Annotated in this window: 11 protein-coding genes; all 11 read right to left on the bottom strand. The window is 31.5% G+C overall.

Translation table 11 applies throughout. The features are described 5' to 3' along the window. Positions 1-812, bottom strand: an 812-nt coding sequence (locus B2671_RS16570) for a lysine--tRNA ligase (protein WP_346871397.1), incomplete at its 3' end; no start/stop codon positions are given. Positions 813-935: 123 nt separating this feature from the next. Further along, a complete protein-coding gene (gene greA, locus B2671_RS16565; protein WP_346871395.1) occupies positions 936-1,415 on the bottom strand; it encodes a transcription elongation factor GreA in 480 nt (159 codons plus the stop codon). A gap of 133 nt (positions 1,416-1,548) precedes the next feature. Next, a complete protein-coding gene (gene dusB, locus B2671_RS16560) occupies positions 1,549-2,526 on the bottom strand; it encodes a tRNA dihydrouridine synthase DusB (protein WP_346871394.1) in 978 nt (325 codons plus the stop codon). An 8-nt stretch (positions 2,527-2,534) separates the two neighbouring features. Continuing rightward, positions 2,535-3,314 carry a type III pantothenate kinase gene (locus tag B2671_RS16555; protein ID WP_346871393.1) on the bottom strand — a complete coding sequence of 260 codons (780 nt, stop codon included), beginning with the start codon at positions 3,312-3,314 and terminating at the stop codon, positions 2,535-2,537. A gap of 176 nt (positions 3,315-3,490) precedes the next feature. Continuing rightward, entirely contained in the window at positions 3,491-3,673 is a 183-nt protein-coding gene (locus B2671_RS16550) for a hypothetical protein (RefSeq protein WP_346871392.1), read from the bottom strand. A 6-nt stretch (positions 3,674-3,679) separates the two neighbouring features. After that, the gene (locus tag B2671_RS16545; protein WP_346871391.1) at positions 3,680-3,850 is read right to left on the bottom strand and encodes a hypothetical protein; all 171 of its coding nucleotides are present in this window, start codon (positions 3,848-3,850) and stop codon (positions 3,680-3,682) included. Between the two features lie 105 nt (positions 3,851-3,955). Continuing rightward, positions 3,956-5,095, bottom strand: a complete 1,140-nt coding sequence (locus B2671_RS16540) for a sodium ion-translocating decarboxylase subunit beta (RefSeq protein WP_346871390.1) — start codon at positions 5,093-5,095, stop codon at positions 3,956-3,958. 16 nt (positions 5,096-5,111) lie between these two features. Then, positions 5,112-5,519: a biotin/lipoyl-containing protein gene (locus B2671_RS16535; RefSeq protein WP_346871389.1), complete on the bottom strand. Its 408-nt coding sequence runs from the start codon at positions 5,517-5,519 to the stop codon at positions 5,112-5,114. A 25-nt stretch (positions 5,520-5,544) separates the two neighbouring features. Beyond that, positions 5,545-5,919, bottom strand: a complete 375-nt coding sequence (locus B2671_RS16530; RefSeq protein WP_150841662.1) for an OadG family transporter subunit — start codon at positions 5,917-5,919, stop codon at positions 5,545-5,547. A 12-nt stretch (positions 5,920-5,931) separates the two neighbouring features. Beyond that, positions 5,932-7,347: a carboxyl transferase domain-containing protein gene (locus tag B2671_RS16525; protein ID WP_422653250.1), complete on the bottom strand. Its 1,416-nt coding sequence runs from the start codon at positions 7,345-7,347 to the stop codon at positions 5,932-5,934. Between the two features lie 370 nt (positions 7,348-7,717). After that, positions 7,718-9,376 (bottom strand): formate--tetrahydrofolate ligase, encoded by a 1,659-nt coding sequence (locus B2671_RS16520; RefSeq protein WP_346871387.1) that lies wholly within the window; start codon positions 9,374-9,376, stop codon positions 7,718-7,720. Between the last annotated feature and the right edge of the window lie 189 nt (positions 9,377-9,565).

The following is a 9,565-nucleotide window of genomic DNA, read 5'->3' as shown; positions in this document are numbered from 1 at the left end:
CCTTCTGTTATTTTCATCATATCGTTATAATCAGCATAAGCTTCATATAATTCTATCATTGTAAATTCCGGATTGTGTCTTATACTCATCCCTTCATTTCTGAAGTTTTTACCCATATCATATACTTTTTCAAGTCCACCAACTATACATCTTTTCAAGTATAACTCGGTAGCAATTCTTAAATACATATCTATATCTAAGGTATTATGATGAGTTACAAATGGTCTTGCAGCTGCTCCTCCAGCTATAGGAGATAAAATAGGAGTCTCCACTTCTAAGTATCCTCTATTATCTAAGAATTCTCTTACAGCTTTTATAATTTTTATTCTATTAATAAAAGTATCCCTTACATCTTTATTCATTACTAGGTCTACTTCTCTTTGTCTATATTTTAAATCTGGATTTTTAAGACCATGCCATTTTTCTGGAAGTGGTTTTAATGATTTAGAAATTAAAGTCACTTTGCTAGCTTTAACAGAAGTTTCACCTGTCTTTGTTACAAATGGTATACCTGTAACTTCTAAAAAATCACCTATATCAAAAGTTTTTGCATCTTTAAACTGTTCTTCTCCAACCCTATCAAGTCTTATATATACTTGCATTTTACCAGATCTATCATGAATATCGCAGAATCCAGCTTTTCCTTGAATTCTTTTAGACATAAGTCTTCCTGCAATTGTAACTTCTGTTTCCTGAAGTTCTTCATAGTTATCCTTTATTTCTTTAGCCTCATGAGTTCTTTCAACTTTATATACGTCAAAAGGGTCTTTTCCTTGTGCTTGAAGATCAGCTAGTTTTTGTCTTCTTATCATTACTTGTTCATTATATTCAGCTTCTTGAGCTTGTAATTGTTCATTATCTACTACAATTTCTTGTGAATTATCATTGTTAACTTCTGTAGCCATAGACCATTCCTCCTAGTTTCTCATTTATGATTATCTATTAATTTCCAACACTTTATACTTGTTAATTCCATCTGGAGTTGATACTTCTACAATATCCCCTGGTCTTTTCCCCATAAGAGCATTTCCAACAGGGGACTCATCTGAAATTTTATTTTCATAAGGGTCTACTTCAGCAGATCCAACAAGATAAAACTCTATTTCTTCATCAAATTCATAATCAAACACTTTTACACTTGTGCCAATACTAACTATATCCTTGGGAATTTCACTTTCATCTACCACAGATGCATTTCTTAGCATATTTTCAAGTTGAATAATTCTTCCTTCTACAAATGCTTGCTCATTCTTTGCTTCGTCATACTCTGAATTTTCACTTAAATCTCCATATCCTAAAGCAACCTTTATCTTTTCCGTTATTTCCTTTCTTTTAACAGTTTTTAAGTACTCTAGCTCATCTTCAAGCTTCTTTATTCCTTCGTAAGTCATCACGTATTTTTTAGCTTCGCTCATTTTTCTCTCCCCTTCAATCTTACTAAATAATTCTATATCATTATAAATACTCAATTGTATCATATATAGTCTCTATAATCTTTGATTAATTATAAAACAGCTACAATTCCTTGTCAATAAAGGTATATTTATATTAAAAATACCACTTTTCATAATTCAATTTATATTTTTCTAATAAACCATACATTTCATCATAGGATATAGCAGAGTTGATTTTATCTTTAATTTCGGTACAATTTCTTAATCCCTTAATATACCATGCTATATGTTTTCTCATTTCTCTTACAGCCTTATTTTCATCAAAGAATTTTACAGCTCTATTCAAATGAGTTATGCACATATCTATTCTTTCTACATCAGTAGGCCTTACTATATCATTGCCATCAATTCCTTGTTTTATCTCTTTAAATATCCAAGGATTTCCCATAGCACCTCTCGCTACCATTATACCATCACAATTAGTTTGTTTCCTCATATTTATAGCATCTTCTACCTCGAAAATATCACCATTTCCAATGACAGGTATAGAAACAGCTTCCTTTACTTGCTTTACTATATCCCAATCTGCCTTACCTTCATACATTTGTTCTCTAGTTCTTCCATGCACCGTTATAGCATCTACTCCTGCATCTTCTAAATACTTAGCAAACTCCACAGCATTTATGTTATTTGAATCAAAACCCTTTCTAAACTTTACTGTAATAGGCTTATCTGTAGACTTCTTCATTTCTTTAACAATTTCGCCAGCAAGCTTAGGATTTTTCATCAAAGCAGAACCTTCTCCGTTTTTAACTATTTTCGGTACTGGACATCCCATGTTTACATCTATAATAGCAACTCCATCCATACCTTGAATAGACTCACAAGCAAATGCCATTATCTTTGGCTCACTTCCAAATATCTGTAATGCAACCGGCTTCTCTTCATCACTTATTCTCATAAGAGTTCCGGTATTTTTACTATTATAATATAACCCTTTTGCACTAACCATTTCTGTATAAACTAGTCCACATCCCATTTCTTTACATATGCCTCTATAAGCTATATCAGTAACTCCTGCCATAGGAGCTAAAAATACAGGATTTTTGAAGCTTATATTTGAAATTTTCATTCTATCACCTATTCTCTGTTCTTCTCGTATATAATCCTAAGTCCTTCTAAAGTTAAGAATGGTTCAACTTTATTTATAGATTTTGATCCCTCAGCTATAAGATTAGCAAGACCTCCTGTAGCTATTACCATAGGATTTTCCTCACCTAATGCTATCATTTCTTCTTTAATTTTACTTACGATAAAATCAACTTGACCTATATAACCATATACAATACCTGCTTGCATACTAGCTACTGTATTTTTACAAATAACTGTTTCCGGTTTTATAAGCTCTACTCTTGGAAGTTTAGCAGCTCTTTGGAATAAAGCATCTGAGGATATTTTTATACCTGGCGATATAGTTCCACCTATGTAATCTCCATTAGTAGCTACTGCACAAAAAGTAGTGGCAGTACCAAAATCTATAATAACTAATGGTTTTTTATACATTTCATGAGCTGCTACTGCATTAACTATTCTATCTGCTCCTACTTCTTTAGGATTATCATATTTTATATTTATTCCAGTTTTTATTCCCGGACCTACTACTAGAGGTTTTTTGTTAAAAAACTTTCTAACCATATGTTCTAGGGAATACATTATATTGGGAACTACTGATGAAATAATAACTCCTGATATATCACTAACCTCTAGCTTGTTGTAAGCAAAAAGCTGTGCTACTTCTATCATATATTCATCAGAAGTTTTTCTATTATCTGTAGATAATCTCCACTCAACTATTAATTCCTCATTCTTATAAATACCTAATACTATATTAGTATTTCCTACGTCTAATACGAATATCATAATCATGTCACCTCTATATAATTAAAAGCAGCTTTTAAGCTGCTTTTTAAATGTTCCTAATTATTATAACACATTTAACACTTTAACTATATAACTTAATTAACTTTTTTAAGTTAATACTACTTAATGTGTTAATGAATTTTATGTAATACCACTGTAGACTACTCTATTATGTTTTATATTAGATTATTACTATTTATTATATCCAACTCATCTTTAAAAATCTTATATAATTCTCCTTTTAATGTTCCATCATTGGAATTATTCATAATATTCAGATATAATTTTTTTAAATTTTCCTCTTTTTTATTTATGTAATTTCTTCTAATATTTTTTTCTTTTTCCTTACCATTGAACATCGGCCCCTACCTCCCTATAATATTTTTTAAAGTCTCTACATGATTATTATGTCTTACAATAGAATCCTGTGCCTTGTTGTCAATTTCTTGAACAGGTATGTTTGTCAGATAACTTTTATAACTTTTAATAATCTCATTTTCTTTTTTAATTAGAGATTGAATCGTTATATCCTTCATAATAATCGCCTCCTTTTTTTTATTATTATCAAATAAAAAAGGGTATATACCTTTATTTAAAAAGTATATACCTTTTTTATAAACTATTTACAATTTAACTTAATATTAAACTCCGAACAAGGTTAATAATACACCCGCTGCAACTGCACTTCCTATAACTCCAGATACATTTGCTCCCATAGCATTCATAAGTAAGAAGTTAGTAGGGTCTTCCTTTTGACCTACAACTTGAGAAACTCTAGCTGCCATAGGTACTGCTGATACTCCAGCAGATCCAATTAATGGGTTTATCTTGCCTTTAGTTAATTTACACATGATTTTACCTACAAGTACTCCTCCTGCTGTAGCTATAGCAAAGGAAACAACTCCAATTATAACTATTCCTATGGTTTTAGGATTTATAAAGGCCTCTGCTGTTGCAGTTGCTCCAACAGAAAGTCCAAGAAATATAGTAACTATATTTACTAGGGCATTTTGTGCAGTATCTGAAAGTCTTCCAACTACACCAGACTCTTTAAATAAGTTGCCAAGCATTAACATTCCTATTAATGGCAATAAGGATGGTAATAATAAAGTTACCACTATAGTTACAACTATAGGAAATACAATCTTTTCTATTTGCTTAACTTGTCTAAGTTGTCCCATTTTTATTCTACGCTCTTCTTTAGTTGTAAGAGCCTTCATTATTGGTGGTTGTATAAGTGGCACTAGTGCCATATATGAATATGCTGCCACTGCAATGGGTCCTAGTAAATGTCCTGCTAGCTTATTAGTTAAGAATATAGCTGTAGGACCATCTGCTCCTCCTATAATTCCTATAGATGCAGCTTCTTGTGGTGTGAATCCAAAAAGAATAGCTATTCCAAAAGCAAAGAAAATACCAAATTGCGCCCCCGCTCCCATAAGTACACTAGATGGATTAGCAAGTAATGGACCAAAATCTGTCATTGCTCCTACCCCTAAGAATATAAGTGGAGGGAATATCTCCAACTTAACTCCTTTTGATAAGTAATATAACAATCCTCCTACTTCCTTACCTACAGGCTCGGCCATAATATTACCTAATGGTATGTTAGTAAGTAACATACCAAAGGCTATAGGTAATAACAAAAGAGGTTCAAATTTTTTACCAATTGCTAACCACACGAAAACTAAAGATACTCCTATCATCACTGCTTGCTGCCATGTTAATGCTGCAAATCCAGAAGAGGCAAACAAATCCTTAATTACTTCAAAAACGTTCATTTAAGTTGACCTCCTATTATCCAATAACAGCTAATATATCTCCAGTATTAACTGCGGCTCCTTGTGTTACATTTATCTCTACTACAGTTCCATCTGCTGGAGCCATTATTTCATTCTCCATCTTCATAGCTTCAAGCACAAAGAGAACTTCTCCTTGTTTAACTGTTGCACCTTTAGTTGCAATCACCTTAACTATTGTTCCTGGCATTGGCGCTTCTACCTTTGCACCATCTGCTGTTGATGCTACTGGTGATGCAGCTGGAAATTGTGCTGGAGTTGATGCTACCGCTGGAGCTACTGGTTGTGTTGGTTGTACTGGTTGTGCTGGTGCTATTGGTGCTACTGGTGTAGCAAATTCACCCTTTACCTCTTCTACTTCTACTTGATATAAATTTCCATTAACTGTAACATTGTACTTTTTCATATGAAATATCCTCCTAACAATGCTTCTATTTAATAGAAGCACTTCTCCAACTTGAATTATTATTAATCCTTTTTATACTCTTTATATTTAGCTCATCTAGTGGTTTACCAGTATGAGCAGATAGTGATGCCATTATAGCTGCCACTAACTCATATTCTTTATTAATATCTACTGCTTGCACAGTGTTATCAACTTCACTTACCGTAATTGATTCTTCCTTAGGCTCATCATTAGTATTGGATTTCTTTTTATAATCTCGTCCTAATAAAAAGCTCTGTAACTTAATTATTAGCATAAGTGCTATTAATACTCCAAACACTATTATCATAGCAATGGCAGCTACACCTAATGCAAAGGATAAATTATCTAGAGTGAAGTTTCTGAATAATGTTTCTTTCATATTTTACTCCTCCTAAACTAGTGTACTACCATGTGTTTTAGGATATTTTAATTCTCTTTTACTTTGTAACATATCTAGCATAGCAAATATCCTTTGCTTGCTTTCGCTTGGTTTTATTACATCATCTATAATTCCCATTTTAGCTAAATTATATGGACTTGTTACTTCATCATAATATTTAGCAATTACATCTTTTTCCCCTTGTTTATGATCCTCTGAACTAAATATCTCATCTTTGTGTAATCCTTTTATATATTCTTCTGGATTTGTTAAACATACTTTTGCTGTTGGCCAAGCCATTGTAATATCAAAAGCTGATTCTCTTGAAGCTAATACTTCATATCCAAGACCATATGCTTCTCCAATAATTAAAGAAACCTTTGGAACTGAAGCATCAATTAACGAATACATAAGCTTTCCTATATTTTTAGCAAGTCCATTATTTTCTTCTTCTAAAGAAACTGATGCTCCTTTAGTATCTACTAAGCTTAAAATTGATACGTTGAAACTGTCACATAATTTCACAAAACTTGCAACCTTATTTACTCCTAAATTATCAATTTCTTTATTATTAGAGTTTAATATAATTCCAACTGTCAAACCGTTGATTTTCCCCAGTACAGTTCTAAAGTTTGTAGCAAATCCTCTATATATCTCTATAATACTATCTACATCAGTTATAGTATTTAATATTTCATCTAAGGAATAATTGTCCTTTTCAACCATTTCATCAAGATTTAGCTTACTTAAATTTAAATTTAAATCTTCATCACTAATAGCAGGTAATTCTAAATTATTTGATGGCATATAAGAAATTATATTTTTCACAACTTGGAATGCTTCTTCTTCAGTAGCAGTATTTATGTGTGCATTACTATTTTTATTAGCACTTACTCCACTGCTCACCATTGATTTATCCACATATTTACCTTCTTTTTCAGTAAGCTTACTTAAAGAAGATACACTTAAATCGCTTATTTCATCTACAGCAACCACTACATCACTCATTGTACCAATTAATGATGTTATCCCATTACAAGGACCACATATAATTGATATTCTTGGAACTACACCGCTTAACTTAGCATACTTATTTAAAACTAATCCATAGGAACCAAGTAATTCTATTCCTTCATTTAATTTTCCACCTATGGAATCAATAACTTGAACTACAGGAGCACCTATTTTAGCAGCATTATCAAGAATATTTATTATTTTTCTTCCCATAGCTTTTGTAAAAGTTCCACCTTCAACTGTATAGTCACAACTATATATAAATACTAGTTTACCATTTACAGTTCCATGACCAGTAATTACACCGGCTCCATTGTCTGAAACAAGAGCACCAATTTCTACAAATGTTCCTTCATCTAATAATGTNNTAAGAACTCTTTCTCTCGCTGTAAGTTTATTTAGGTTGTGTTGCATTTTCAATTGACTATCTCCGCCACCTAAATGTGATGTCTCTTTAAGCGAATTAAACACTTCAAGTTTATTCATTTTACTGCCTCCTGACATATTAACTTTACCGTATATAATAATAACACATTTAACACCATTTGTATATATTCATTGCAAGTTTTAATTCATTTTTCTGTGAATTTCTTATTTAAAAATTTCTACAATTTAGATAATCTTAGTTATAGTATTCTGTTTAAATAAATTTTAATTCCTCTCTATTAAAATTTATAAAAAAAAACTAATCCTATGATTTTTATAGGATTAGTAAATAAATTTTAATTATATCTGATTAATTGTTAAGTTAATTAATATATAATCTAATTTAAATTTAAAGAATTTAGAATAGACCTTCTATAGTTCCATCTTCATGAATATCTATTTTATTTGCAGCAGGAACCTTTGGAAGTCCTGGCATAGTCATTATAGCTCCTGTTAAAACAACTATAAAACCTGCTCCATTTGATAATTTAACTTCTTTTACAGATATATTAAATCCTGATGGTCTTCCTAATAAAGTAGGATTGTCAGAAAGAGAATTTTGAGTTTTAGCTACGCAGATAGGCACTTTATGAAGTCCTAATTTTTCGATTTCGCTAATCTGTTTTTTAGCCGATGTTGTAAACTCAACATCATCTGCTCCATAGATTTCCCTTGCAATAACTTTTATTTTTTCTTTAATATCTAGTTCTTCATTATATAAAACTCGGAACTTACTTTCTTTATTTTCAATAGTTGAAATAACTTTATTAGCTAAGTCTTTTCCACCTTCTGCTCCTTTTTCCCAAACTTCGGTCAACGATACTTCTACACCCTTAGCTTTACAGAACTCTTCTATGAACTTAACTTCTTCATCACTATCTGATATGAATTTNNCTACTGGAACATTAAATTTTTGTATGTTTTCTATTTGTTTCTCTAGATTCACAACACCTCTAGATAATGCTTCTACATTTGGAATATTTAATTCATCTTTTTTAACTCCACCATGATGTTTTAATGCACGAATTGTTGCAACTATAACTACGCAGTTTGGTTTTAATCTTCCATATCTACATTTAATATCAAAGAATTTCTCTGCTCCTAAATCTGCACCAAATCCTGCTTCAGTAATAGCATAATCACCTAGCTTTAATGCCATTTTAGTTGCAAGTATACTGTTACAACCATGAGCAATATTTGCAAACGGTCCTCCATGAATTATTGCTGGCGTATTATCTAATGTTTGTACTAGATTAGGTTTTATAGCATCCTTCATTAGCATAGCCATTGCACCGTGAACTTTTAAGTCCTTACAATATATTGGGTTTCCATCAAGATTATATGCCACAAGTATTTTCCCAAATCTCTCTTTAAGATCCATAAGATTGTTAGACAAACATAATATTGCCATTATTTCAGACGCAACAGTAATTGTAAATCCATCTTCCCTTAAAAATCCATTTGGCTTACCACCCATACCAACTACTATATCTCTAAGAGCTCTATCATTCATATCTAAAACCCTTTTAAATATGATTCTTCTTGAATCTATTCGAAGTTCATTTCCTTGATGAATATGATTATCTATAGCTGCTGATAACAAGTTGTTTGTTGTTGTAATAGCATGCATATCTCCTGTGAAATGAAGATTTATATCTTCCATTGGTACTACTTGAGCGTATCCGCCACCCGCAGCACCTCCCTTAACTCCAAAAACTGGCCCTAATGAAGGTTCTCTTAATGCTATAACAGCATTTTGGCCTAAACTGCAAAGTGCTTGACCAAGTCCTATAGTTACTGTAGATTTTCCTTCTCCTGCTGGAGTTGGATTAATTGCTGTAACTAATATAAGTTTCCCATCATCCTTATCTTTTCTATTTGCAAGAACATCTAAGGATATCTTTGCTTTATACTTTCCATAAAGATCTAAATCATTTTCAGTTAAGCCTAAGGTTTTTCCTACCTCTAAAATCGGTATCATCTTTGAACTTTGAGCAATTTCAATATCAGTTTTCATAAATTAACCTCCCAAGTATTATATTTATTTATATTATTTTTTCAAAATTCAGAAATAAATTAAGCTATGATAACTATAAATATAGTTGTCTCAATAGTTTCTTCAATACACTTTTATTTTCAAGTTCATTATAACATAATTACTTTTATAAAAAAAGCACAGCAATAGCTCAATGTCATTAAGTTAGTG

It is taken from the genome of Clostridium sp. UBA5119 (genome assembly GCF_002414285.1).
Taxonomy (GTDB): domain Bacteria; phylum Bacillota; class Clostridia; order Clostridiales; family Clostridiaceae; genus Clostridium_J; species Clostridium_J sulfidigenes.
This window is presented reverse-complemented; position numbering and strand designations above follow the sequence as displayed.

Bases quoted from the DNA above. Each gene is read 5' to 3' on its own strand.
- greA (WP_346871395.1), bottom strand. From the start codon at position 1,415: ATGAGCGAAGCTAAAAAATACGTGATGACTTACGAAGGAATAAAGAAG.
- dusB (WP_346871394.1), bottom strand. From the start codon at position 2,526: ATGAAAATTTCAAATATAAGCTTCAAAAATCCTGTATTTTTAGCTCCT.
- B2671_RS16555 (WP_346871393.1), bottom strand. From the start codon at position 3,314: ATGATATTCGTATTAGACGTAGGAAATACTAATATAGTATTAGGTATT.
- B2671_RS16550 (WP_346871392.1), bottom strand. From the start codon at position 3,673: ATGTTCAATGGTAAGGAAAAAGAAAAAAATATTAGAAGAAATTACATA.
- B2671_RS16545 (WP_346871391.1), bottom strand. From the start codon at position 3,850: ATGAAGGATATAACGATTCAATCTCTAATTAAAAAAGAAAATGAGATT.
- B2671_RS16540 (WP_346871390.1), bottom strand. From the start codon at position 5,095: ATGAACGTTTTTGAAGTAATTAAGGATTTGTTTGCCTCTTCTGGATTT.
- B2671_RS16535 (WP_346871389.1), bottom strand. From the start codon at position 5,519: ATGAAAAAGTACAATGTTACAGTTAATGGAAATTTATATCAAGTAGAA.
- B2671_RS16530 (WP_150841662.1), bottom strand. From the start codon at position 5,919: ATGAAAGAAACATTATTCAGAAACTTCACTCTAGATAATTTATCCTTT.